Below are 24,664 nucleotides of genomic sequence, written 5' to 3' on the forward strand. Positions count from 1 at the left end.
CGATCTCTGCTTGGCATACGCCCTGACTTGCGCTCACGCGACGAGAGGCAGAATGCCACCTGGACGAGAAGCTGCTGCGCGACCTGAGTCGGCAAGCGGGTTTCCCTAAGCTCAGCGAGGCGGATCGACTAGCGGTGACCCCTTGGATTCACCAGGCGGACCCCGCGCAGATGGCGCTCCAGCCAAGATGCGACCGTGTCGGCATTTCGATCCGGCCTCATGTTGACGCAATTGCTCCGACATGAGATTCCGGTAATAACGTAAATATGAGGGAAAAGTGACGGGCACGCGCACGATCGACTTCGAAGGAAAGACCTACGTCATCAATGGAAAAGGACAGGTCAAGCACGATGGAGGCAGGCACAACGTCTACGAAATCCACTGCGGAGCGGAGCGTTTCGAAAACATTATAATGCCGACCGGCAGGGCGATCGTTGAACACCTGCGAAGAATTGGAGGTCCGAAGCCCCTCGGCGAAAGGCCCCCTTCAACACAGTCGACGTCGCTGTCGCCAGCGGAACCGAACGAAGCGATGCTTCGCGAGATCACAGCGCCGATCCTCGCCTATTATCCGGCCGCTAAACGGAGCGATCCATTTCTCAGCCGACACTTCGCGAACACGCTTACAGGCGTCGCATCACTCATGAGCGGAGGATTCTCAGGAACAGCAACAGAAGCCATTCTCGAAGCCCATCGCATCGCAAAAATCACGCCGGGGCAATACGACACAACGGGAGCCTGGAAACACGAAGCCATCGAGCGCATCGTCATGAAGCTCATTGACGTCCAATTTCCCGCACAATCTCCGAAACGGCGTGGTCGGCTGCCGAAGACCGGCGTAGCGATGTCGAATGCCGAACGGCAGGATGCCCTTCAAAAGCGTCGCAGACAGGCTGTAGAAAAGGTCAAAGGCATCAGGACCGCGATCGAAGAAATCGAAAAGGCGACACGATGGCTGGGCCAAATCGCAAGTAGTCAAGACGAACCGAGCAGGCGCGACGTCAGTCTGATTCATCACAGACTGAACTCAGCCTGTGATGCTCTCAAAAAACAAGCATCAGCGGACTAGGACACGGTTTGCTTTAATGATGACGCGGCCGCCATCTTGTTCCGTGATCTTCATCGTCGGACCGGACGCGCGGAAATCTGCGATTACGCAACCCGGGAAAACGCTATCAGCGCGAGCGCAAAATCCCTGTTTGTGCTCGGTCGCAAATGCGGATCACCCTGTCGATTGCGGTCATGTCGTCCCGTGGCTGCCCTGATGCGGGCCTCCCCGCTCCAGACATCGGTGGGCCTACCATTGCTGGGAGTTCAGGCATGGCGGTTTTTGCTGCCGAATGCCGCTCCAAAGGTATGTCGAGGGTTGAGCGATCGGTTGCCAGGTGGATTCCGGAATGTGGTGCCGGAGACGATTCCGGTGACATTCACTGTCAATATTCAATGCCTCATGTTAGGGGCGCGCTCGATGCAGTTTCAGTTCATGACGGGGTAGATGCCGAATACTCTCATTCAACATCCTTCAAACGGCACATATTATTTCGGGAGGGTCGAAGAAAAGAACGTCAGGGGAGTGGCAATTCCAGGCGCACCCATCGTCCTAAAACTCGGGCGCCACAGCGCGCGGGGCGGCTTTGGAGTACGTCACATCTGGGCGCGACACAAAGCGGAGGTCCTCGCGTGCGGATACGTTGAGGAAGGCGACGTTCCGAAATACGTCGCCGCTATCGTCTGCCCCGGCTCGCCAGTGTATTGCGAGTTCGGCCACATCCGGGACGTGCGGGTGACAGTCGTCCGCACAAAAATCGGGATTGCCGTCCTCGAGCACAAGATTCGCGGCGATGATATCCATTATTCGGTGGTAACGGCTTTCGCGCAACGAAACCCACACGGGACCCGGATAGGTTCTATTCTTGCGCACGTGCCGCTGACTGATTAGAGAAGGCCGCAGAAAGCGAAACGCCCAGGGAACCTGCATAGGCTCCATGGGCGTTCGTTAAAATTTCGACAGTAGAAGCGCTTCCTTAGCTCAAGGGGTTGGAAGCCACCCGAAGTGTCCTGTCACAAGCTTCCTGCACAACTTGGTCGTCCTAGCGAGCGGGCGCTGAAACAGGGGCCGATGCTCGTTATGCTCTTTACGACAACCGAAACCATAGCGATCTCGGTAGAAAAGTCAATCGCCGGCGCGACCTTTCCGCGACCTTTCATCGTCCTCAAGCATCCGGCGCACGATCCAAGATCACCAAGGCCGCATCATCCCGAGATGCTCGAAACCTTGCCGACCGCGCGCCAGTTCCTCCTGCATGGAATCTTGGTCATGGCGTCGAGGGCGCCGAGCGGTTCGTCAAGCAGCAGGATCTCGGGCTGCACGGTCAAAGCGCGGGCAATGCCGACACGCTGCGCCATGCCGCCGTAAAGCTGCCTCGGGTAAGCCCCGGTGAATTCGCTGAGGCCTACCAGCGCGATGTAAAAGCGCGCCCGCTCCTCGGCTTCCGCCTTCCCCAGGCCGCGCACTTCGAGACCGAAGGCTGGGCCTCCGGTCTGTCTAGGCGATCCACTCGAACCGCTGCTTCAACCTGTTCAGCGCCGTGTTGTAGGGGACCACGCGCTCGTATTGAAGGCGCCCGACTGCAATGCCGGGCGCGATGCCGCATTCCGCGGAAAACGCTCGGATGGAAGCCTCGTCAAAGCATCGATTGGCAACGAACGCTTTCCACATTGGCTTTGGGATCAGGCTCGATGCCGCGAACTCATTTGCTTCAGCTTCCCTAGGATCGTCAATGTCACCTTTGTCGTCGTCGATGAAAAGGCCTTTCTTGCCGTGCAGTAGGATGTGACCCGCCTCGTGGAAGAACGTAAACCAGAGGTGATCGTCGGACTTGTGCCGAAGGCTCAGCTGGATGATCGGAGTGTCTCCCGCCCATCGGGCAGCGCCGCTAAGTCTCGTGCCCGGCAACTCCGGGGAGAACACGAGAGCGACACCCGCGTCGGCGCATAGCTTTCCGAGACGGGCCTGAATCTCTTCGGGTCCGGACAGTGTCAACGAGCGGGCTTGCTTCAGGCAAGCCTTGAACCTCATGGGATCGTACTCGGAGCATTGAATGTCCGCGGCGATGCGCGCCCCCCAATGAAGCCACGCCATGACAGCTTCGGGGTGGCCGCGGAAAGACTGCGACCGCCGATAGGCCACCGAAGCCTGTCGGCTGGCGAGCATGTCGTCGCACGCCGCGATCGAAGCTGTCCCGAAGAAGTCCAGGATGCATCGAACTGTTTCCGCCGGGCTTTTTGGGGTGTCGAACATCCGGTACCGGACCATGTCCCTCACCGGAAATTTCTTCGCCCAGGCCGACTGCCGAGCGAACTCTTCTTCCTCCTGGCGCTCCGCCAGCCTCAATCGGTAATTGCTTTCGAGATTGACCCAGACCTGCGGTTCCATGTCGAGGACCCTGCCGAAATGGAGCGCCGTTTCCTCGGTGAGCGGAGCTTTTCCTGAAATGATCTCGCTGATGAACTTAGGCGTCCGTCCGCATCGTTCGGCGAATGCCTGCTTGGCGATCCCGCGCTCTTCCAGGATTTCGTCCAGGATTGCGCCTGGGGAAACGATGTAGTCCGGCTTCTTGGTCGTCGCGGTTGCCATCAGTGGTAATCCCCTACGTAAATGATCCTTACCTTGGTGACCTTCTTGAGGTCGATGCCGCCGCTTTCCATCTCTGGCACCGGGTCGTGATCCGGCACCAGACAGATGCAGATTCCGTTCTTCACCGCCACGGACCATTGGCCTTTGCGGTCACCTTCTAAAAGGTGACGCCTGAACGGCTTGTCGGTAGGCACGTCGGCCAACGCCGGCGCTGCGGCAAGGAATGCATGGCGATTCTGGAATGCGCCAGCGACAACGGTTCCGAACTCCTTCACCAAGGCCTTGCTGCTGAGGCAGAGTTTCTCCAGTTTCGTGGTTGCATACTCAATATCCACCTGAAAACCCTTAACCCATTAGGTAAAGCAAAAATAGCGAAGGTCAAGTGCTGGCCATCGAATCGCGCAGAATCAATGTTGCCAGGGAACTCGGTCTGGTTGCAACGAAGGCATACGTGTCGCACGCGGGATTCACACGAACTCGTGGCAAAGCTTCGGAAAGCAGTCGTCTCATGGACATCGTCCGCGGAATTTGGCCGTGACTATTCGATCGGTACCGCCATGCGAAAATCGGCTGACGCGCGCGTTTTCATCGATCCCTGTGAACTTAGCCAGCAATAACCCGGGCAACGTATCCCGCCATCCCGCGGCGTCTGAGGTCCGCCTTGTCGCAATGATCGCAACAAGCCTGGAAACGTCGAGACTTCGTGCGGTTGCCGAATGCCCAGTCCAGGATCCAGACCGAGAGGCTTGGGCGTCGAGTGGTCTTCGGCCCCTGAAAATACTCCGAGATTGCGGTGCGCATGCAGGACCCGGTCTTCATCAGCTCATTGACTTGATCAATCTGATGATAGCGCTGCTCTAGCATCGTCTCCCGGTCGAGCGCGGAGACTTGTGCCGACTCCACTGTTGTCTCGGCCATGAAACGCAGCCTTGAGATATCGCGACCAACGCTCAAACCATTGTGGAACATAACCGCCACGGAAGGCTTTCCGTCCCTCCCAGCGCGACCGAATTCCTGTAGCTGGTCCTCAACCGATGCAGACTGCTGCCAATGGATCACGAGGCGGACATTCGGGACGTCGAGGCCCATGCCAAAGGCGTTAGTGCAGATGATCTGGTCGAGGGATGGCCTGCTTTGCCCAAGGAAGCGCTTAACGAGCTCCTGTCGTTCCCATGCGTTTCCCAGTCTGGAATGATAGAGCGGCACTTCAAGTCCGAGGTTGCGTAGCGCCGCTTGCAACTCCTCCCCGACCTTCATCGAGGGCACGAACACCATCGCCTTGTGTCCTTGGAGCTGGGGTATCCGCAGGAGAGATGCGATTTCCCCGGCTCGCTGATCGGCTGCGCACCGCCATCGGAGGAGCGCGATATTGGGTCTGTCGACGTCGCGCACAAAGACCTCGGCGTCTTCGATACCGAGCGATTTCAGGATGCGTTGCTGCATCTCGAGCCCAGCGGTCGCGGTGAATGCCAAGACGGGTGGCGCACCTAGCTTTTCGCGGACCTCCTTCAGCCGGCCGTATTCCCGCCGAAAGTCCCTGCCCCATTGATCGACACAGTGGGCCTCGTCCACGACGATGAACGATGGCCGCGTCTGCTTCAGGCGAGCACGTTCGTCCTCGCTCCTGACGAAGAAGCGCTCGGGAGCCAGATAGAGCAACTTGATCGCGCCCTGTCCCAGCAGTGAAAACCGGGTTTGCTTTTCGTCGGCGCTCAGGTCGCTATTTATGAAGGTGGCCGGGATCTTCTTGGCCAACAGGCCAGACACCTGTTCCGACATCAGAGTTTTCAGAGGGCTGACAACCATGGTCAGACCGCGGCGAAGCACAGCAGGCAGTTGAAAGCAAAGGGTCTTGCCTGATCCAGTCGGACTGACGACCAGGACCGACTTTCCAGAGAGAGCAGCCAGCACGATCGGCAACTGGCCTTCCCGGAAGCGATCTATCCCGAACAGACGGAGGACCGGGCCGAAATTGCCAACGCCTTCGGAAACCTGGCCTTCAGTATCCAACCAACGGGCAAGCCTGACCGCCCATCGCTCAATAACCCTCCTCGCAAGGCCACCAGCCAGGTTTGGTGTTGGACTGCATGGCAGCCATCGCACAGGGTGACCAGATTCGAGAGTTCGTCCGTTCCACCCATCGATCTGGGCAACAGGTGGTGGACATCCGCTTCGGCCGATTTCACCGGCGTCGAGCATGAGACGCAGCGGTAATTGTCACGCTTGAGAACTTGAAGGCGTATTTCCTGCCACGAACCGGTGGCAATAGGTTGATCCATTTCTGCTCGTGTCCAAGTCCCCGAAATAACGCACATAGCAGAACAGGTTTATGAAAGGGTGACCATTGCTGCATTGATCAAAGGATGAAATTTGCTACAGGGTGCTTTGGGCCGTGCGATGATGCGATCTATCTTTCATTCGGCCGCGACAGCGCGAAAGTCCGCAAGGCTCCGCCGCGAATGACCCGCAGCAGAATTCCCGCCGCGGCAATATGCTCTGCCTGAAGCAATCCTATGATGACGGCTTCCAGCTAATGAATGCCATCGATGTGGACCAGGGTCGCTTTGGCGCACCCAAGGCATCGCCCGTTCGCTGTCGATAATCTACTGTAAGGTCGACTGTGGATGGGTCATTTCATGGTCAAAGTGGCGACTGATTATCGACGTGCCGACGAGACCAGGCGATCGACAGCTCAACGCCGCCTTGCGCTATCCACTGACCATCATTCTCGGCACCGACGCAACCGTCAGGCTGCTCCGGGAGCTGTCGGGGCATGTGGCGGCTTGCTTTTTTCTCCACTGCTTGCAGACCGTAGCGGGCTTGCAAGGGCAAGCTCTGGTCTGCTCTCGGAACCTTGGAAGGGATGGCATTATCTTCAGAGGGGACGGGCAGGGCTCGCCTCAGGAGGGGCTTCGGTATTCCAATATTCGCGCCGTAATCGCTGACGTACAGCGATGTCGAGATCGCTGTCTGGACGGTCCTCGCCCCTCGCCACACTGCCGTAGATCCAGGCCGCGAGTACGTTTGGCCGAACTGCGGAGACCTTGGTTTCATCTTCCGATAAGCTGGAAAGCGCGCTCCAAGAAATCTGTGAGGGGCTACGCTCCCACGGTGAAGGGCTTGGCTTCAATCCTTCGGTGGTGGGAATCACGCCGGAGGATGTGGCAAGGCTTTGCGTTCGGATATTCGGCGGATGCAGGGGCTCACCATGCCGGGGACGCGTCCCATGCAACGGTGACGTGCATGAAGGCCGCCCAGCACCCCCGCATGGCGGACCCGCCCGGTCTTTCTGCAGGCTATCAAGGACCGAAGCCAGGCGGTTGTCGATGGTCGTGGCGCGTGGGTCGTGCTCACTGCATATCGATGAGGTCGATAACATCGATAGCAGGAAGAGGTCGTGGTTCTCACCACCGAGTGCTGCAGGCTCTTTTGCTCCGAAAATAACCGCGGGCTTGACGTCCGGCGGGCTCACAAGTCTGCGCCGGCCGGCTACAATTCGAGGACAGAGCAGGAGCGAATGAACATGTCGACGGCAATGGTGGAGTACACCGACAGAACGCCTTCCTCAGGCGAGGAGAATAGGCTTGAATTGCTTCGGGAAATGGTCAGGGACTATGCCGCCAATGAGATGGTCGATATCAAAGCGCCGCAATTCCTGTGGCCGATACTGTCCCCATTGGAAATCGGGCTGACTTCCGAACTCGGATGGGAACTCGGGCCAACACCCGACCATCAGAAATATGGCTGGGATGGCTCCTATGGCTGGGTCATCGAAGCCGTGAAGGAGATCTATCCTGTATGGAACAGTGTCGAAGAAGAATTCGGCTGGGGCGCGATGCTGAACATCGAAAAACCCAACATTACGGAGGCGATCGCTCGTCCTGCAGGAGCAGAATTCATCGGCCTTGAAAGGATCGAGAATGCCCGCAAGCTCAGGAGCGCAAAGGGGATGAATTGGTACCGGAAAGTTTTGGATTTCCAGTTCGCGGATCGATGAATTCTACCAATTCGCTGAGACTGCTGGTCCTGAACACTCCTTCGTCGGATGCAGTGTCGATTGACATGCAAACCTTGGTGCCGTTCTCGTCGATATGAACCTTACGACCCTCTAACATGCGCGCATATCTGTCATGCTCCTCCCGGAAATGCAGTATAAGCATGTTCCGGAGCACAGCGTTCCGAATGGCGGCTAGAACTTTTCCAAGCCCTTCGGGGGCGAAGCCGCTCTCCTCGCTGCCGTCGTCAAGCTTGACGTGGAAGAACAACTTTCCTTGCCGGGCTTCAATTAGAATGTTCAATTCACGCTTCCTATGACATAAAGTGGCCTACCGAGAAACAGTAAACATTTCGCGACGAAATCCGAATTTTCGCTGGGAAAGCTTACTTGTGACGTCGCATACGCCCTGCCTTAGGCCTTCGGCAATCCGAAAAATCCCCGTCAGCTATCCCAGTTAGTTTGCCAGCGAACCAGTCTCCACTTTGACTGCAAGTCGGTATCATTTGCCATTTGCCCCACCTCTCGCGGCACCCTGACCAAGAAGACAAGGATTTCGATATCGCGATCGAAGAAGTTCGGATCCTATCGAATTTGATGAGTTTTCCTAACCATATCTCAATCCTTTGCCGTCAAAACGCCGCTCCCGGCACCAAGCCTGCCGGAAAAAAGGAACCGAATTCCATGATGAAATTCATATCGATAGTTGGGCAGGACGGCCGTAAAGCCAGAACTTAAGCCATCGGTATGATTCATGCCGATGGCTGACATCGGCTTCGGTTCGCCCTTCCCCAGCTAGCCTGTTTATCTAGCCAGGAAGGATCGTAGTCATGAGTAAACAGCTCGCCTCTAAACATTTTTCTCCCAACGGACAGATGATCTGCCGCTGGCTGAGCAGGCGGCACCCGCTGCCGTATCGCGATGTTTGCTCAACGCGTTGGCCGCCCCGGCGGACGGTCGCCAGGTCCGCCGGATCCTCTGACCCACCGGCGTAACCTTCTCCAAGATTTTCTTTTGACACGCTCCGCTTTGACGCCGTATTCGCCGCTCCGGTTGCGGGCCCTTAATGGACACGCGCTCAAGCGACCATTCGAGAGGACAATTTCATGTTCGCGAAGAACATATCGATAGCACTGCGGGAAGTCCGCAAAGCACAGAACTGAAGCCCCCGGCATGTTCCGCCGGGTTTCAAGCCCGGCTTTTCGGCCCTCCCCTTGATCGATGGATGACGTGGCGGTTTCCCGCGACGGCTTGCGTGAACGTTTCCATGACCGGAAGGTCGGGTCTGGTTCCGCCTGCTGTCGGAATCCTTCCCGTCGCCTGCGGTCGGCTCATCAATGCGTACGTCGCCTGTTGGCGGGGCGCTCCGATTGTCGCAAGGGAAACGAAAATGCGCTGCCATAACCTCCTGCTCGCCGAAGCCTTGAAGACATCCTTCCACGGATTCAGCTTCCGTTCCGACGCGCTCGCCAACCATCAGGTGGCCGAGGTCCGCAGCTCGTCCGGGGGCTGGTCTATACCGATGCCGCTACACGTGACTGGGGCCGGGATGCCTCTGCGGTAGACGTCGAGGACAGCGTAGCCAACCGTGTGCCGCGACCGAGGAAGCGCGGCTCCAAGGTAGGCGCCGTGGTCGATCCGTTCCGCCGCAGGACCATTCGGTTCGACAGCGGCCTGGAAGAGTCCGTACTTGTAGTCCTCGTCACCCTGCCCCAAACCCTGGAGATCCGCGAACAGCAGAAAGCGGAGTACATCCAGCACGGCGAGAAGCGAAGGCACTACTTCGACTTCGTCCAGCGAACGGCATCAGGCAGGATCGCCTACGCCGTCAAGTACAAGGAGGACGTGGATGACGACCTCCGAGAAACGCTCCGGCTTGTCTCTGAACAACAGGGTGATCGGTTCGCCGACGAGTTCCGGATCCTGACCGAGAAGGACCTGACGCTGACGCAGATCGAGAACGCTAGGGAAATCTTGGCGTATGCGTCCGACTTCGACTTCGAAGGTCAGGCGCTCGTGACCGCCGCGCTTCGCGGGCTTCCTCCGCGCGTCCTGCTCTCGGACATCATCCGGGCAACAGGCTTGGGCGACCGCGGGCGACGCGCCGCCGTGACCCTTGTCCAGAAAGGACTCCTGAAGGTTCCGGCAAACGTCCGGCTGGCTGACAATGCACTCCTCGTCAATCTCGCGGCGCGCGAAGTGTTCCGTTAATTCAATCCTTACGGGAACCCAATAAAGGCGAAGGAAAACAAGAGAATGGGGGCGTGGGTGAAACTGATGAATCCAGTGGTGTTGGCGGGAGCCTACGAAAGACCTCACCTATTTGGCCGCCACGACAGGCTCGTCATCGACGGTCAATCCTTCAGGGTAGAGCGTAAGATCAAGGACTCCCACGTGCTGCAGCCCGTGACCGGCGACCTGATCGCCGAGGACTTCTTCGTCGTGAAGACGGACAAGGAGATCAACGGCCTGATCCGCTCGAAGCGCATGCGCATCGACGAAGGCTATTATTCCAAGGCCCTCGGCATCCTGCGGGTACGGTTCGACGACTCCGACCTCAGCGATCTTTCGGAAGCGGATCTCAGGACCGTCGCCTGGAAGAAGGAGTGGTGCGTTCGTTTCTTGGACGCCGCGGCAAACGTCGAAGGGCATTGGCGACCTCGCCGCACGATCGATGATTGCGCGCGTTTCATTGAGGAGAACGCGGACCGCATGGATCGCTGGTACCTCGACACATTCGGAGAGCGACGGCGGCCCGGCCGGCGACTCCCAGGCGAAGTGCGGAAGGCATTCGATTACCCAAGCCCTCCCTCCCTAAAGAAATGGATGGCAAAGTTCATTGCGGGGCACTGCCGCATGGACAGCTTCCGTCCGCGCTACTCGAACTGCGGAAACCGGGATCAACTCGACCCCCGCGCCGCCGCGGTGATTGCCGTTGAAGTCCAAAAGTTTGCCAGCATCCTGAAGCCCAAGATGGCGGACATCTGCCAGAACGTTGAGCTGGCCTTCCACGAAATCAACAAAAGGCTTCCGCCGCAACAGCATGTCTACGCCAGCGACAATGCCATTCGCCGCAGGATTCATGCGCTCGACCCCTTTATGGTCGACGCCGGCCGTGAGGACAGCGACTACGCTCTTCGGAAATACACACCGGTCGGCAAGGGGCTTTTGGTCACCACGGCGTTGGGCCGGGTCGAAATGGACGACTGGGAAGTCGACCTCCATGCGCTCATTGAGCGCTCCGCTATCTGGAAGGTCTTGAAGCCCGAGCAGCGAAAGCTTGTGCCCCGCGTCCGGATGGCCTTTACGGCGGGAATCTGCTGCGCGTCCCGCGCCATCGTCGGGTTCAACCTTTCCATCAACAGTCCCTCGACTGCCACGACGAAGCCGGCGCTCAGGTCGGTAATGGTCGACAAGACCGAATTGGCGGCTGCGGCGGGCGCAAAGGCCTCTTGGCATATGCATGGCCGCCCCACCTATGTGGCGACTGACGGAGGACCGGCGTACGGCAGCGAATTCGATGACGCAGCGATGCGCGCTAACGTCAGTCGTGTGATCCCAGAGCAAGACCCCCGCATGCGCGGCACGGTCGAAGCCTTTTTCCGCTACATGAAGCGCCTTTGCCGCTACTTCGCCGGACGAGCGTTCGCGAACGTTGTCGAACGGGGAGACTATCCGGCGGAACAGCTCGCGGCGCTGACGGTCGGAGAATTCTACAAGACCCTCATCGTGTTCATCGTCGACTACTACCATCTCCGCCCCCACCGTGGCCTCGAGGGCCGGACGCCGTACGGCAAGTGGATGGAGCTTGAAAAGGCTGGCCTGCCGCCTGCCCCATCCAAGCAGCAACTGGCCGTTGCCTTCGGGCTGCGGCGCAAGGATCGCAGCATCAGCAAGCACGGCGTCGAGTTTCTGGGGATTTCATACAACTCGCTGGAACTCGCTCGTCTCTATGCTCTCTTGGGCCAGAAGAAGGTCGACGTCATCATCGAACCTGAGGACCTGGGCGGCGTATACGTCCGGATTCCCAAGCAGTTCAGGGGTCGGATCAAAGGAGTCCCCGAAGACCAGCACTTCCTCACGGTTCCCAGCGTGGACGGCACAGGCAACGGGAAGACGCTTGCTGAAACGCTCCTGGCGAAGCAGGCGGTGCGCGAGTTCGTCAAAGCCGAGCAGGCAGCAGGGCGAACGATCCGCATCGATGCCCATCGGCACTTCCTTGATCTGGCCGAAAACGTCCGCAAGAGGGCCGCCATCGCGACCCACGAAATCACGGAAAAGACGCTGGATCTGATCGAAGCTCGGATCGTGTTCTCCGGCAGGGCAGGACTTGGGTCTGTTGAACATGCGGCCGAGGAACCCGAGGGCGACGGTTTGGGTACAATCGTCGCGCTCTCGACGCGACGCCGTGTCGATACCGGGCAGAAGTCCCTCCCGTCTCCGGAATCGCCCCACGAAGAAAGTTCACCAAAGCCGAAGCCGTTCGGCGGAAGCATGAACCTTTACGACGGAGACGACGAATGACGCGTCAACTTGCCGATCAGGGGCTCCGTGCAGATCACGAGCGTGCCGACGGTACGCCCGTGACGGACTGGAACGATGCCATGTCCGACGACGACTTTCTCGAAACGATCGAGAGCCGCCTGAGCGAGAAGGACAAACGCGTCAAGCAGATGCTGGAACGCGCGAAGAGCGTTTACGTGCGCTGCGGACGGGACGACGTCGCCAAAAAGACTCTCTCCCGCTTTGTCGCGATGATGCTGGCGAAGAAAAACAATCGGAGAGACGACGGCCGCATCCTGTTCGTCACCGGCGAAAGCGGCGCGGGAAAAACTACCTTGGTGGAGCGCATGCTTGAGGAAAACCTCACGCTGGCCCCGATCAAGAAGTCGTATGGCACCATCGAACCCGTGATTTCCCTTACGCTGATGGGACCTTCGACCCTCAAGTTCCTAGGGCTGAATATCCTGCGGAAGGCAGGTTACAAGATCACCCGCAAGTACGAGCAAGGCGAGGTATGGGACATCCTCCCCGAGCAGCTCCACCTGCGGAAGGTTCTTGTCATTCATATCGACGAAACGCAGCACCTGCTGAAGCTGACCGAATCCGACAAGGAGCGGGACTCCGTCAGGAAGGCGCTCAAGGGCGTCATGAACTACACGCCGTGGCCTGTCAGCCTCATCATGTCCGGCATGCCAAGCATCACCTCCCTCGCGAAGCTTGACGAGCAGATCGAGCGGCGCGCACGACACCTGCACCTTCCGGATGTCGTTCTTCCAGCGGAGCGCATCCTCATCCTCAATGTCGTGGCCGCTATGTGCGAAGCGGCCGGGCTGAACCCCAGCAAGGTGCTGGAAAGCGACCTCCCGGACCGTATCGCGCATGCGGCCAGGTATCGGTACGGACGGATCGCTCAGGTGATCCTCGCCGCGATTGAGCAAGCGGCGTCGAAAAACGCTGCCGCTCTGACGCGCGACCATTTCGCCCTAGCCTACATCGAACATTCACAGGCCCGCGGCCATGACGAAATGAACCCCTTCCTTGTAGACGACTGGATTCGATTGGAGCCCGGCCTATTCATGATCGAGGACCACTGATCATGAGAACGAACGGGCGGATTCTCGAACCGCTTGCGTTTGCCTATCCGCTCGAGGATCAGGAACCGGCGGCGGGCTTCGCGTCCCGCCTGGCGGCCCTGAATGGCCGCTCGCTGAAGGATCTCCTCCGCGACATGAGCATCCATCAGCGGAGCCTCGACAAGGGTGTCCCGTCGGCAGTGCGAGACATCGCCACGCTTGGACGGGCAGACCCGGATACCCTGCTGAGGTTTACGCCTATTCCCAAGGGCGGCAGATTCTACGAGGTAGCCGACGAGACAGTCGTCCGGCTTGCGGTCAACCGGACGTATTTCCGGTTCTGTGCCCGCTGCGCGCGGGAGGACATGGACCGCTATGACGGTCCGTCGTCCAGTAGACCGTGGCTCCGCCTTCAATGGACCCTGTCTCATTTTCGGTCCTGCGATCGCCACAATGTCCTTCTTACCGCGACGAACCCCATCCGAACGCCCTTCGCTCCATTCGATTTCAGCGGCACGATGCATGGGCTGATTCCGAGCCTTCACCAGATTGCTGACGCGGCGATCCCTGCGCCCGCCTCCCCTTTCCAGACATGGCTTCAGAAACGGATCCGCGGTGTGCGGTCGCAGGAGAACTGGCTGGACGACCTCCCGCTGTACGTGGCGGCCCCGTTCTGCGAGGCTCTCGGCGTTTCCTCGCTGCACGAGCCCAAGGTCAAGGTCGCGCAGTTCACCGCCTCCGACTGGGCCGCGGCCGCCGATGAAGGATTCCGTATTGCCAGCGTCGGTGAGGAATCCCTTCGCACGTTTCTCGGAAGGCTCAACGACGCGCAGTCTTCGACGCGCGGTTTCTGGGGTCCACGGGACACCTACGGTTATGCATACGGCCTGCTCCAAAAGACGGTGGACGACCCGGCATACGCCAAACTGCGCGACGCCGTGCGCCACTTCGCCCTGGCGACCATGCCGATCGAACCCGGGACCGACGTGCTCGGAGAGCCCGCGGGCGACCGCAAGGTCCACACGGTTCGCACCGCGGCCCGGGACTCCGGCGTGCATGCCCTCACCATCCGTCGGCTATTCAAGCGGATGGGCATCGACGGCGCGGGAGAGCGATCCGGGGTCATGGACCATCGCATCCTCGCCACGTCCGGCGACGTCCATCGAGTCGTTTCCGAGCTCAAGGATGCGATCACCGCTCCGGAGGTCGAGAAGCTTCTCGGCGTTCCCCGCCTACACCTGAAGGCATTGGTCGCCGGCGGGCACCTTTCTGCATTGGCAGATACAGGCTCTCGAAGGAATGCGAAGCGACGTTTCTCAACAGAAGCAGTCGAAGAGCTTCGGACCCACCTTTTCGACGGCGCTTGCGAGATTTCAAAGCCAACCGAGCGTCAGGTCGATGTTATCGGCGCGCGGCGTGCGTCCTCCTGCAGCATTCCAGACCTTCTCGACATGGTCTTCACGGGGAAGCTGAGTTGGAAAGGCAGGCTAGTTGGCAGGACGGACTACATGGCACTGCTGCTGGACGCCGACGAGATGACGCGGATCGTGCGTTCTCGCGAGACGCGCACAAACTTTACCAAAGCGGAGGCCGAGGCGTTCCTTCCCGGTACGCATGAGCGTGTCGTCAACAGGTTGATCGAGGCAGGCTACCTTACCCTCGTCGAAGAATTCAGTCCCGACGCAAGGCGGATGATCCCGGTCGTTTCACGGGAGAGCGCAGAGGCATTCAGGACGCGCTTCGTTTCGCTTGGCGAGCTCTGCCAGAAGACGTTGATGCATCACAAGCAGGTCCGTGCGCTTCTCAGGCTGGCCGGAATCGCGCCGACCCTGCTCCCGGAAACGGTCGGAGCGTTCTTCTATAACAGGCAGTTGGTCGAATGCTTTGAGGCCGAAGGCGCGAATGCCTGGGCCTACGACAAGGCATCAGTTCAGAAAATGATCAGGAAGCAGAAAGCGGAAGTGCGGCGGGCCGCTCCTTCTGCAGTTGCGCCCAGAAAAACAGACCCTCCGGCCGACGCGACGTCAGGTCCGCGGGTTTCCTGATGCTCACCGCAACGCACAACCGTAAGTGACAGACAGAGACGGCAGGAATACGCAATTAAAAGGACAATGTAGGAAACAGTTCACCATGCGGCGTTGCCATTGACGGCGTTGCATACGAGTACGGTGAGGAAGCTGGCGATCTGGTTGTTGTGGAGCGAAAGAACGCCGGATATGGTCGCAATGACGAACCAACGGAGAATGATGCTTGAACGGCGTTGTAGAGGCTGAAAACAAAGGGGGGCTGGCACCCGTAGGTCCAACCCCCATGTCTGTGTCCACCGGGGATTTGACTGCTAGTGCAGAAATGGAACCCGACAGCGCATGCGAAACTTATAAGGTAGCTGATCACTTTCTGCAAGGCCCAAATTCCGTGCCTATCGCAGCCTTGGAGAAACTGAAGAAAACCATATCGCCTGCCCGTTTGAAGCGCTACCTCGATTTGGCCGATGGCGACCTGCGACTAGCGGTACGCTTGCATACGTGGAATGCTGCGGTCGCTGGTTCGCTTCTGCCAACGTTGCACATCGCAGAGATCACGATTCGGAACGTCGCGATGAGAAGGCTCGCGAGCAAATATGGCAGGCAATGGTACCGTAGCACCGATCTCCTCGATTATCGGTTGGGAAAGTCGAACCTTGCCCAGCAGTTGACGGACGCCTATCAGAGCGAAATCGATAAGGGACGCCGAGGCGACCTATCCGACTACATCACCAGCGAACTGACTTTCGGTTTCTGGGTGAACGTTTTCACGAGGAAATTCCACCCGCATCTATGGAGAGCCGAACTCCACACAATATTGGCGGGGTTCCCGAAAGAGAAGAATATCGATCACCTTCACGATGGAGTGGAGTTCGTCCGCACGTTCAGAAATAACGTAGCCCACCACAAGGACCTGATATGCAAGCCGGTGGTGGAGAACTACGAGAAAACATTGGACGTCATCGGAATGCTATGCGCCAAGACGCAAGATGCAGCAGGCAAGACTTCGGCATTTCGCCGCGTCTGGGCATGCGCCCCCATACCTCATGATCGGCTCGCAATCCAGAATTAGCTTGAGTTTTGCGCAAGCAACGAGGTTTGCACGCGCGTGGAAATTTCGCCAGCTCCTTTCTAAAACGCTGCCGTCCGATGGATCTCCAGTTTGAAACAAGGTGGCCGCTCATCTGGAGCGGATTCATTCGGATCAAGGAGTTTCGAAATCGGATCGCCCACTACGCCGAACGTTCCAGCTCGCCGATATCCAGTACGTATGCTTGACATCAGCAGTGAATCCGTGAGTGCCGAATGTGGCCGGATCGCGCTAACCAGCGGACTGCAAGGATTCGAAAGCTGGTCGCTACCGAAAGCGAAGCTAGTGGAAGGAGCAAGACTTTGTCAGGGAACCATTCCGACGACATCGCCCCGGAGATCGAAGAAGGTCCGGTCGACAGCAACGGCGATGGCGAAATCGTTGAACAACGGAAGGGCGGAGAGCATGTCGCCTACGTGGTCATTCCGGCGAAGACCGGGAAACGACACACCGTGGTTGGTGACTTGGGAGACGCTCATAAGGCGCTCGGAGTGTTGAATTCCGGCAAGGACGAGTGAGCGCAGGCATATGCCTCTGCATTGCGGATGATATCCGAATTTAACAGCCCTTTTGCACGCAAGTCCACGAAGACCGGATCGTCGAGCTTCAGGAGGGCGCCCTCGCCCCATTCCGCCTCGATGGCCTGCCACTTCTTTGTGACTTCCTGCCATCGTGCGTACTTCGCCCTGACGTCCTTCGACGCCGAGGTCGCCAAGTCCGAGAAGTTCCCCTTCAAGACGTTGGCCATCATTCTGACACTGCCGGACCGCTCGAGCCCGGCGAGGACACTAAGCTTTTCATCCTCGGTCAGCCTGCAGAAATACCGTGGCTCGTTTTCCATCGCGCAACCTTTCTGTTCTCGATGCAGAAAGGGTCAGGCGCCAGGTTGCTGACGTCAACCGCAGCACGCCTCATATCCCGCTCCCTTTGGCTCGCCCGGAAGCCGAAGCAAGCTGACACCATAGTAAGAGATGAGGCGCGATTCCATGAGGGGGCGCGTTACGCTTCCATGTCGCTCCGGCAGTTCCACTCGCCCGTTCCCGATCCGGCAATCTCAGCCGACCGTTCCATAGTCGTGACGAAGCGCAATAAAATTGAGGTCTCTGGCTTCTGCTCCAAACGAGCCCAGGCGGCATAGTCAACGTCGCGAGACGGTAAGGGCGACTCCCGGGCATTGCTCTGTGGTACGTGCCCCGAATCCGAAACCCCAAAGAGCGATACGCAAAACAATCTGTAAACCCGAATGGATGTAGTTCTCGCAAAGCTCAGTGTCGACAGCAATTGTGGTGGAAAGAAATACTGTGAACGACGACCAGCCTCACCTGACTTTTTTCATGGACGATTTCGGAACTCGTACCATGTGCAAACCGGGTGACGCCCTGCCTATGACGCCCTGCCTATGGAGTCTCATATCTTCAGCTTTGGCCTCGGCGGGATAATCGTTCCTTCGGAGGCGGTCCAGGCGCTGTCTGATGCCACAATTCGGTTCTGCAAGCGCTGGGGTGTACCGGAGCTGCACGGAAATAAGATTCGATCCGGAAAGGGCAAGTTCGGTTTCCTGAAACAGGACGAGGGACGGAGGAACCTCTTCTTCGAAGAGCTGGAAGCTCTGATCATCGATGATCGTATTACGGCCCATGCATGCGTGATCTGCCGCCCGGGCTATCGAGACAGGTACTATGAGAAGCACGCTGAAGGATCACGATGGCAGATGAGCCGGACGGCCTTCGACATCTCCGTCGAGCGTGCGGCGAAGTACGCGAGGCTCGCTGGCCGGAAACTCTCTATTGCTTATGAACGATCAGGCGCGGTCGAGGATCGCCTCATCGAAAATTATTTCGAGGGACTTCTCAAAAAAGGAACTGGCTTTGATGCAACAAACTCATCGAAGCATACGCCTCTCACGAAAGATGAGCTGGCAGAGACGCTTCTGACCATTTGGCCAGACGGGAAAAGCAATCCCATGCTGCAATTGGCTGACCTTGTGCTTCACCCCCTCGGTCACCGTCCAACCGGCTTGAAAAACCGAGCGCACGACCGATTGTCAGAAGCAGGACAAATTATCGATTTGAGGAGCAACGGCGACGAGACGATCGCGGTCAAGTACTCCTGCTACGATGATCCATACAAGGAATGGGTGAACCCTAGAAACACATAAGGGACCCGAAGGTCCCTTATGGCGGTCAGCGTAAAGCCAGACCCCGTGGCAAAGCCATGAACATGTTATAGGGCGGTGCTTCCGGCTTTTCAAGCGCTTTTTTAGATCATCAGAACAGTGAGCCGGCCTTCAAAAGCTGCACGCTGCTCCGATTCCCGTTGTGGCTTTTGCTGCCAGGCGAGCTTGAGCTTCTTCCAACGCTGGACGGGGGCTTCCGAGGCCAAAATGCAGCTAATGCTGATCTTGGAGGGCCGAAAAGCCCTTGAAGTCCCCCCGGGGCAGCCAAGCTTTGAAGCTTGCATCGCGCCGCGCAATCTTCTCCCGAGATATCGAGGAGATGAAGGATGCGACGCAGGAAAAACATGAGCCGCCCTACCGGCGCTGATGCTTACTTGGGCATTCCCGCGACAGTTTTCCATGAGAACTGGATCCGACGCACTCCGAACTACGTCGTCCACTTCCAGCGCAACCCTTTCTACGATCCGGCGCTGCCGCCCTTCTGGGAACTGACGGTTGGAAACTCAAGGTACTCGTACCGAGTCATCTTATGCCTCCCTGCCGACGAGCTCGAAACTGCTATGCGGAGCCTTCCGGTACCATCGGCCGAAAGGCATGGCGTTGACTTCATGCGCGCATACAAGGAGGTGATCCTTCCTGAAGACATAAGGCGGCTCAGCGGCGAGACGATAATGGCGATCCTCATCCACAAGGTGAAGTTCGCGCCGCCGGGATCACCATACAAACAGGGGCGGTACTACAACGACGCCGACCTTAGTCGTCCAATCACCCAAACCGAGGCGGACGTCGCCGCCAACGACAGGCGCAACGAGGCTCTGTTGAAGGCAGTTGAAGTCGAGATAGCCTCCCGGCAAACTCGCTGTCACAGCGCGAGGATGTCTCCGTAAAGCTCCGCCAAGGACCGGGTCCGTCACTCAGGCCGCTCTGAGCAGAACCAGCTGGATTGTGGATCGAACAGTCCTGCCGTAATCACTCCAATCTCTTTCCCGATATCCGACCGCGCTTTCTCCCACAGCCTTCTCGGCAGGGCCTCCGAACCATTCCGTGAAACTTCGCTGCCTGGAAATTCTCGACGAAATCTGAGATGGGCGTTCCGCGACCTGCCAAAGGACCGCTGCCGCTTCTTCCGGCGTCGTGTTCAGGGCTGTCACGCCGACTTCGTACGCCAAGCATTCGAGGCGCGCAGAAACCAGCGCGAAGGCAAGGACGGCATCAAGTGGACCAGCCGAACACATCGTTTCGATCGCGCCCCGCCTCCTGTGCGATCACTTTGCGACGAGCCGGCGCACGGCAGCTACGGCACGCACGTTCTCAAGCCTCAGGTGATCGAGCGGATCCAATCCTTCCCGAGATTTCGTAAAAGGACTATTGATCGATTGACTCGCTTTCAAATTGTGCTGCATCCCTCGATCGTGCGCAGGCTGAAGGAGGAAAGCGGTGGGGATCAGCTTCGATGGGAGAATGCGGATCGCCGGTTACAGACCTGCGGTTTTCAAGCAAGCGCTGCAGAGCTTTGAGAGGACCGGATCGCCAGGAAACGTAATCGATCTCAAATCGGTATTCCCGTTGCGTCGGGACGGCGCGATCGTGTTTGAAGAATGCCTTGACCGAGGGCTAATCGACCAAGAGACGCTTAAGCTTACCGACAGCGGCGAAGCCATCGCGCGTGCGAAAGCGAAGCGACGGACACCTTATTCCCAGGCACAGACACAGCTCGATGAATTCCTCGACCGCGTCAACGCTCTCAATCAAGATCCCGATGCGGTCAATTTTGTCGAAGAAGTTTGGCTGTTCGGCAGCCTCCTGAGGGAGCAGGACAGCGTTGGCGATATTGATCTGGCATTGAAGAAGGCGCGACGGCCCAGATATGCTGGCGATTACGACGGCATGTTGCGCCACATCGATAGGCTTTTGTCCAGGATTAGCGACGCTCCGAGCCACTGGGAGCGTCGTTGGTCGAAGGAAGGTTGGATAACGGACCGCGTTCTCTTCGGATCTCGCCGGCATCCTCTTCTTAGCGGTGTCCAAGAGAGCACCATGAATCTCATCGCTTTGGCAGTACCGTGCCGACTGATCTACGACCGTAAGCGTGGCGGAAGGGTCAATGATCCTATGCTGCATCGACATCCAGAGGCAGGCGAGCGCGACAGCGAGATTAAGGCTCCTGCAGAGATGCCCGATTTGGCGCCAGGACCAATCAGGCCTATGGATGCGCGCTGGGTCGCCGATTATCGGAAATGGGGCAACGTTTCACCGTATGACATTTTTCGGGGTTGGACGGATGATGCGCATAAGCTGTTCCCGCACTATCCTGAAGGACTGCGTGTTGCAGGAGACGATTTTCGTCGGCACAGCGAGTTTTGGGTACCGAAGCGTCTGGGGGCGACAGGACTTGATGGACGAAGCGCCGTCGGGTTGATGAATAGGACACAATGGTGGGGGACCAGCATCGTGCTTTGTCGAAGGATTGAAACCACCGCAAAATTGTGGACACTGGATGCCAGTTTCAGCGACCTTGAACTCTACCGAAGCCGTAAGCGGCTCGAACTTATGACCTTGCCTGACTTAGCGTCTGTCACGGCGCTAATCCTTGCGGTGGATGCCGAACGAATGCTCCGGCGCGCTGCAGACTCGTTAGCGCCCCCATCGATCGAAATCAGGATCGCAGGCGTTACCGACAACCGGGACTTTCAATCTCACTTTGTTGAGCCCCTGCATAACCTGCTGAAAACCCGAGCAGTTCGTGTCGAGCCTCCTGGTTGGGAAGACCGGTCCGTTCAAGTCAATCTGCAATTAGCGGGACTGGCAAAAGCCTAGGCAGCGATGAGAGCAGGCCGAGAGGCGATCAAGAACGGAGCTAGGTACGGGCTGGCCAGCAAATGAAGCGTCTTGTTGGCGTTGGAGCCGATAACGGCGGACGGCTCCTTTCGGCAAACTCTTGCAGCCGCGAGGACATAGCGAGGATTTGGCGGGTCGATTTCCAGAACCGCATCGGCGAACCGTTCGAAGCCTTAGGACAGCAATCGCGCGTTTGGTGTCGACCCGCTTCGGCAAGACGATGCGCGGACTCTACACCGCGACGAGCACGATAACGAAACCGCAATGTTTCAAGGGTTACGGGTTGCCGACGCATAAGTCCTTAGAAGGGAGCTTGAGTATGCCTGTGGAACATCCTGAACATAACAAAGAAAACGAGAAACCCGGCCATATCAGCCAGTACCAGGAACGCCTGGTCGATATGAGCCAAGACGGCGAGATCTACCTTCAGCTGAAACTAACGGAGGACGGAAAGGCGCCGGACGAAAGCGAAGGAACCTTTATTGTGATTCCGGCTAGCACGGGGGTGCGGCACATAGTGGTCGGCACCCAAATTCGCGCCTACAACGAGCTTGCTGAATTGAACTCAGCCGGCGGATGAGCTGCGGCATACGCTTCCGCATTCCGGACGCGGACGGGATTCATTTGCCCTCGTGCTCGCATGTCGACGAAGACTGGATCGTTAAGATTCAGGAGAGCCCCCTCGCCCCATTCCGCCTCGATGGCCAGTCCATTCCGGGCAACCTCCTGCCATCTCGCGTATCTCGCCCTGACCTCTTCGGACTGCGAAGCCGCCAAGTCGGCGTAACTTGTCCCGAGGAGCCGATTCAGGGTGCGAACGCTTCCGGACAACTCGAGCCCGGCGAGAACCTCAAGCTTCTCTGCTTCGCTCGTCACGTAGATTTTCCGGCTTCCATCTTCCATGACCGTGGCTCCTCTGGTTTGAACCCAACCAAGGTCAGGCGCCAATTGGCAAACGTCAACGGCTCATCTCGTAGGCCTATTCCCCCCGAGGGATCTTCCAACTCAGGCCCGGAGGCACGCTCTCCAATCGGTGTTGAAGAGCTCGATGCTGAGGATAAACGTTCGGAATCTGCCCTGATCTCGCTGTCACCGTCGGTTCGTGACCGTCTTCATAGCGTCAAGGTAGTCCGTCGGCGCGGGTCATCCGCCTAGTCCTCTGCTGGTCTCTTCCCGCCAAGACCCCGGTTGGCAGTGCCGCCGTCGTCCCGCGCGCCACTCTGCTCAGGGGCATCGCGGGCTCGCCAGCAGTCAGACTGTGGTCTCAGCGCCATCTCCCGCGGTGACGGGTTGCCCAGCTCCTCTTGGGCGCGATCTGGATGCTAACGGGAGAGCGGCCTCGGCCATCGCCCAGGCGCAAATACCTCGTCCCGCACGAGATAGACTTGATCTTGATGCCAGAAACGGGGCCAGAAAACCCTTGTCAGGCACATCAGGATACAACTTTGCGTCTGGCAGGTACCTAACTTTGGGTGTGGAATATATTCCCAATTAAAATGCCTGCAATTTCAATTAGATCTGAAGGGGCCTGGATACAACTTTGGCTCTCGCACCAGAACGATAAAACGCAACATCATCGGCCCGGTCGCAAGATCGGGCCGAAATGACAACTGGAACAAAAAGGGTACGAATACATAAGGATGTCTTTATATGACACCCTCCGAAAACACCAAGGCCGACCCTCTCGGGCCGGCCTTGGATACCGCGAATAAAGCCGAAGCCTACGCGGGACGACGAGATCGAAATCCCATCTCCTCTAGCAGGGACATCATATGGGGAGTCGATGCTCTAAGTCGAGGTAGCCGAGGCGTATATGGCCAATGATCGGAGATCAAAATGGCTAGCAATGAACGTACCTCGCAATCGGTTGCCTCAAAGGCCTCCAAGCTCTTGAGCAATCCGAATACCTCGAAAGCGGTCAAATCCGTCGCCGCGTCGGCGCTTACCCAAGCGCCGAACAAGGGCGGGAAAAGAAAATAACAGCGTTGGAGACTTCGGCCCCGGCGCCTGGCCCGGGCGCTGCCTGAAAAACGAAAAAAATGAGATGCCGCCACGCCATTAACTCACCACCAGCCCCCCGCAAAGAAATACAAGATATAGCGTCATACTCAAAAAAAACTCTACATGTTGATTTTTCGGTAGACGGCAAAGCCCAAATCATTTAGCTTTTGCTAACCTAGAAGGTAGCTGATTTCGTTTTGCAGACAGCAAGCGAGCGGCAGTGGGCAGGACCTTTTGGTATTAAACTGGTGGTGGCAAATATGTCTGGTTTGTCGGCAGAAACTATTGAAAAACGAGCGAACTTTGTTCGTGAAAAGCTAAATATAGATCACGTTTTTGCTTTTGATATGTACTGCGCGCTTGAAAGACTCCAGCAAAAAGCGAAGAGTTTTTCATTTCGATGTGCCCTCGACGATGAGTTGGGCAACAATGAAGCGACGATGGATGACGAGACTGGCACGCTAGTCGCCCGAGGGAGCGTCCTTGATGATGTCAAGGACGGCCAAACCAGGGCGAGGTTCACCATTGCCCATGAACTCGGTCACTTTTTTCTCGGCCACGAAGGTCAGCGCCGCAGAAATCCCAACAAGGGCGTCTATGGAAATTTTAAAGAACGAGCTGAGGAAAGTGAGGCAAATATTTTTGCATCATATTTTCTAGTGCCAACTAAACTAGCCTGGGATGCGAAAAATCCTGAAGAGATATCGGATCGCTTTCAGGTAAGTTTGCAGGCGGCTGAGATTGCATTCGAGAGAGTCCAAGAAGCAAGGCGAAAGGCTACTGGACAGAAGCGCAGCCTCCCAGACGTGGTGGTAGATTTTTTGAAAGAGGCCCAGAAGAAAGGGTATCGCGTCAAGTCTGACATTTCAGACCTTGACCAATAGCCGCCAATCAGCTCGCAGTCGGAGTGACCATATGCGTTACGCGGTGGTGATCGAAAAGGCAGAAAATAACTTTTCTGCTTATGTGCCGGATTTACCCGGCTGCATCGCGACCGGTGCTAGAGCGGAATGAATTGAGGCTGAATCGGCGTGGGATTCCCTTAGGCGTGCAAATCTGATTCAACCTTCATGCTGGGCAAGGAGGTCAGCATGGATGGGCAAGCCTTACTCGATGGATCTTCGCGAACGGGTTGTTGCGTCAGTTGAGCAGGGTGGCCTGTCGCGGCGGCAGGCGGCAGTGCGCTTTGAGGTTGGGATCAGCACCGTCATCAGATGGGTGAGCCGGTTGCGCGAAACGAACAGTCTTGCGCCCGGCAAGATGGGTGGGCACAGACCGAAGAAGATTGCCGGTGAGCATCGGGAGTGGCTGCTGGTGCGCTGCCGGGC

Annotated in this window: 21 protein-coding genes and 2 pseudogenes; 15 read left to right on the forward strand and 8 right to left on the reverse strand. The window is 57.7% G+C overall.

Annotation, left to right across the window (positions count from 1 at the left end):
* The first annotated feature begins 277 nt into the window (after window positions 1-277).
* Together NKH57_RS02190 and NKH57_RS02195 are read left to right on the forward strand one after the other, a co-directional pair.
* On the forward strand, window positions 278-1,069 hold the full coding sequence (locus NKH57_RS02190; RefSeq protein WP_352941300.1) for a hypothetical protein: 792 nt from the start codon (window positions 278-280) through the stop codon (window positions 1,067-1,069).
* Window positions 1,070-1,495: 426 nt separating this feature from the next.
* Entirely contained in the window at window positions 1,496-1,939 is a 444-nt protein-coding gene (locus NKH57_RS02195) for a hypothetical protein (protein ID WP_352941302.1), read from the forward strand.
* 345 nt (window positions 1,940-2,284) lie between these two features.
* On the opposite strand, the pseudogene NKH57_RS02200 reads toward NKH57_RS02195, so the two are convergent.
* From NKH57_RS02200 to NKH57_RS02225, 6 genes and pseudogenes are all read right to left on the reverse strand, one after another.
* Window positions 2,285-2,529 (reverse strand): annotated as a pseudogene (locus tag NKH57_RS02200) (ATP-binding cassette domain-containing protein); the annotation flags it as partial.
* A 16-nt stretch (window positions 2,530-2,545) separates the two neighbouring features.
* A complete protein-coding gene (locus NKH57_RS02205; RefSeq protein WP_352941304.1) occupies window positions 2,546-3,637 on the reverse strand; it encodes a HigA family addiction module antitoxin in 1,092 nt (363 codons plus the stop codon).
* On the reverse strand, window positions 3,637-3,972 hold the full coding sequence (locus NKH57_RS02210; RefSeq protein WP_352941307.1) for a system killer suppression protein: 336 nt from the start codon (window positions 3,970-3,972) through the stop codon (window positions 3,637-3,639). The genes NKH57_RS02205 and NKH57_RS02210 overlap by 1 nt, the downstream gene beginning before the upstream one ends.
* Window positions 3,973-4,240: 268 nt before the next feature.
* Complete coding sequence (locus tag NKH57_RS02215) at window positions 4,241-5,647, reverse strand: RecQ family ATP-dependent DNA helicase (protein ID WP_352941309.1); 1,407 nt, start codon at window positions 5,645-5,647, stop codon at window positions 4,241-4,243.
* The gene (locus NKH57_RS02220) at window positions 5,578-5,952 is read right to left on the reverse strand and encodes an HNH endonuclease (protein WP_352941311.1); all 375 of its coding nucleotides are present in this window, start codon (window positions 5,950-5,952) and stop codon (window positions 5,578-5,580) included. The genes NKH57_RS02215 and NKH57_RS02220 overlap by 70 nt, the downstream gene beginning before the upstream one ends.
* Before the next feature lie 560 nt (window positions 5,953-6,512).
* Complete coding sequence (locus NKH57_RS02225; protein ID WP_352941356.1) at window positions 6,513-7,016, reverse strand: nucleotidyltransferase family protein; 504 nt, start codon at window positions 7,014-7,016, stop codon at window positions 6,513-6,515.
* Between the two features lie 138 nt (window positions 7,017-7,154).
* On the opposite strand from NKH57_RS02225, the gene NKH57_RS02230 reads away from it, so the two are divergent.
* The 6 genes from NKH57_RS02230 to NKH57_RS02255 all read left to right on the forward strand — a co-directional run bounded on the left by NKH57_RS02230 (window position 7,155) and on the right by NKH57_RS02255 (window position 16,303).
* Window positions 7,155-7,634: a hypothetical protein gene (locus tag NKH57_RS02230; RefSeq protein ID WP_352941313.1), complete on the forward strand. Its 480-nt coding sequence runs from the start codon at window positions 7,155-7,157 to the stop codon at window positions 7,632-7,634.
* A 1,626-nt stretch (window positions 7,635-9,260) separates the two neighbouring features.
* Complete coding sequence (locus NKH57_RS02235; RefSeq protein WP_352941315.1) at window positions 9,261-9,842, forward strand: PDDEXK family nuclease; 582 nt, start codon at window positions 9,261-9,263, stop codon at window positions 9,840-9,842.
* A 66-nt stretch (window positions 9,843-9,908) separates the two neighbouring features.
* A complete protein-coding gene (locus NKH57_RS02240) occupies window positions 9,909-12,155 on the forward strand; it encodes a TnsB C-terminal domain-containing protein (RefSeq protein WP_352941358.1) in 2,247 nt (748 codons plus the stop codon).
* A complete protein-coding gene (locus NKH57_RS02245) occupies window positions 12,152-13,228 on the forward strand; it encodes an ATP-binding protein (RefSeq protein WP_352941318.1) in 1,077 nt (358 codons plus the stop codon). The genes NKH57_RS02240 and NKH57_RS02245 overlap by 4 nt, the downstream gene beginning before the upstream one ends.
* 2 nt (window positions 13,229-13,230) lie before the next feature.
* The gene (locus NKH57_RS02250) at window positions 13,231-15,252 is read left to right on the forward strand and encodes a TniQ family protein (protein ID WP_352941320.1); all 2,022 of its coding nucleotides are present in this window, start codon (window positions 13,231-13,233) and stop codon (window positions 15,250-15,252) included.
* A 205-nt stretch (window positions 15,253-15,457) separates the two neighbouring features.
* Window positions 15,458-16,303 (forward strand): hypothetical protein, encoded by an 846-nt coding sequence (locus NKH57_RS02255; protein WP_352941322.1) that lies wholly within the window; start codon window positions 15,458-15,460, stop codon window positions 16,301-16,303.
* 323 nt (window positions 16,304-16,626) lie between these two features.
* Here NKH57_RS02255 and NKH57_RS02260 read toward each other — a convergent pair whose 3' ends face one another.
* Together NKH57_RS02260 and NKH57_RS02265 are read right to left on the reverse strand one after the other, a co-directional pair.
* Entirely contained in the window at window positions 16,627-16,800 is a 174-nt protein-coding gene (locus NKH57_RS02260) for a hypothetical protein (protein WP_352809104.1), read from the reverse strand.
* Window positions 16,797-17,162: a hypothetical protein gene (locus NKH57_RS02265; RefSeq protein ID WP_352511231.1), complete on the reverse strand. Its 366-nt coding sequence runs from the start codon at window positions 17,160-17,162 to the stop codon at window positions 16,797-16,799. The genes NKH57_RS02260 and NKH57_RS02265 overlap by 4 nt, the downstream gene beginning before the upstream one ends.
* 558 nt (window positions 17,163-17,720) lie before the next feature.
* Between NKH57_RS02265 and NKH57_RS02270 the strand changes: the two genes are divergently transcribed.
* The 7 genes and pseudogenes from NKH57_RS02270 to NKH57_RS02300 all read left to right on the forward strand — a co-directional run.
* The gene (locus tag NKH57_RS02270; protein WP_352511232.1) at window positions 17,721-18,479 is read left to right on the forward strand and encodes a DUF3800 domain-containing protein; all 759 of its coding nucleotides are present in this window, start codon (window positions 17,721-17,723) and stop codon (window positions 18,477-18,479) included.
* A gap of 344 nt (window positions 18,480-18,823) precedes the next feature.
* Window positions 18,824-19,384, forward strand: a complete 561-nt coding sequence (locus tag NKH57_RS02275) for a hypothetical protein (RefSeq protein WP_352941324.1) — start codon at window positions 18,824-18,826, stop codon at window positions 19,382-19,384.
* Window positions 19,385-19,934: 550 nt separating this feature from the next.
* On the forward strand, window positions 19,935-21,314 hold the full coding sequence (locus tag NKH57_RS02280; RefSeq protein WP_352809101.1) for a hypothetical protein: 1,380 nt from the start codon (window positions 19,935-19,937) through the stop codon (window positions 21,312-21,314).
* A 340-nt stretch (window positions 21,315-21,654) separates the two neighbouring features.
* Entirely contained in the window at window positions 21,655-21,915 is a 261-nt protein-coding gene (locus NKH57_RS02285; RefSeq protein WP_352941326.1) for a hypothetical protein, read from the forward strand.
* A 1,618-nt stretch (window positions 21,916-23,533) separates the two neighbouring features.
* A complete protein-coding gene (locus tag NKH57_RS02290) occupies window positions 23,534-24,220 on the forward strand; it encodes an ImmA/IrrE family metallo-endopeptidase (protein ID WP_352941328.1) in 687 nt (228 codons plus the stop codon).
* A 31-nt stretch (window positions 24,221-24,251) separates the two neighbouring features.
* Window positions 24,252-24,335 (forward strand): annotated as a pseudogene (locus tag NKH57_RS02295) (type II toxin-antitoxin system HicB family antitoxin); the annotation flags it as partial.
* 96 nt (window positions 24,336-24,431) lie between these two features.
* Window positions 24,432-24,664, forward strand: a 233-nt coding sequence (locus NKH57_RS02300; RefSeq protein ID WP_352941330.1) for an IS630 transposase-related protein, incomplete at its 3' end; no start/stop codon positions are given.

The sequence above is a fragment of the Mesorhizobium sp. M1050 genome (assembly GCF_040318715.1).
Classification (GTDB): domain Bacteria; phylum Pseudomonadota; class Alphaproteobacteria; order Rhizobiales; family Rhizobiaceae; genus Mesorhizobium.